The sequence below is a fragment of the Ruegeria sp. AD11(2025) genome, from assembly GCF_056542405.1.
This window is the reverse complement of sequence record NZ_JBQFZU010000120.1, coordinates 1-865: the sequence shown is the minus strand read 5'-3', so window position 1 is coordinate 865 and position 865 is coordinate 1. Positions and strand designations below refer to the sequence as shown.

At 59.7% G+C, this 865-nt stretch carries 2 protein-coding genes; both read left to right on the top strand.

The features are described 5' to 3' along the window. The coding region (locus ACR1XY_RS24630) for a glucose 1-dehydrogenase (protein ID WP_480597456.1) at positions 1–564 on the top strand (564 nt) is incomplete at its 5' end. Positions 565–583: 19 nt separating this feature from the next. Beyond that, positions 584–865, top strand: a 282-nt coding sequence (locus tag ACR1XY_RS24625; RefSeq protein WP_480597450.1) for a P1 family peptidase, incomplete at its 3' end; no start/stop codon positions are given.

Sequence of the window (865 nt, the reverse complement as noted above, 5' to 3'; positions counted from 1 at the left end):
GACGGTGGCTCTGTTCAGGCCATGTCGGATGCGGCGTTTGACAGGTTTGGGGTTCTGGATGTTCTGGTGAACAATGCAGGTGTTACCCATTTGCCAACCCCCTTGGAGGAGGTGAGCGAAGCGGATTTTGACCGCGTTTTTGCCGTGAACATGAAGTCGGTCTACCTGACCGCCCGTTCCGTCGTGCCGCATATGAAGTCCCAGGCGAGCGGAGCGATTCTGAATGTTGCCTCAACAGCCGGCCTGTCACCGCGCCCGAGCCTTAACTGGTACAACGCCTCCAAGGGCTGGATGATCACCGCAACCAAGACGATGGCCGTGGAATTGGCCCCGTCCGGTGTGCGCGTTAACGCGATTTGCCCTGTGGCGGGCGAAACACCCCTGCTCAAGTCTTTTATGGGGGAAGATACGCCTGAAATCCGCGCCAAGTTCCTGTCCACCATCCCGTTGGGGCGGTTTTCGACACCGGAAGACATGGCCAACGCCGCTTGTTTCTTGTGCTCGGACGAGGCCAGCATGATTACCGGTGCGGCGCTGGAAGTCGATGGCGGTCGGTGTATCTGACCTTATGGGTGACAAAGCGATGATCCCAGGACCCAGAAATCTGATCACCGACGTCTCTGGCCTCAAGGTGGGCAATGCTCAGGATGATGACCTGAAATCCGGGACGACCGTTCTGGCTGCGGACGAGCCATTTACAGCATCGGTCCACGTGATGGGTGGGGCGCCGGGCACACGGGAAACCGATCTGCTGAACCCGGACAAGTCGGTGACGCATGTCGATGCAATTGCTTTGTCCGGCGGGTCGGCCTTTGGGCTGGACGCCTGCTCGGGCGTCTCGGATGCATTGCGGGCACGCGGCAAG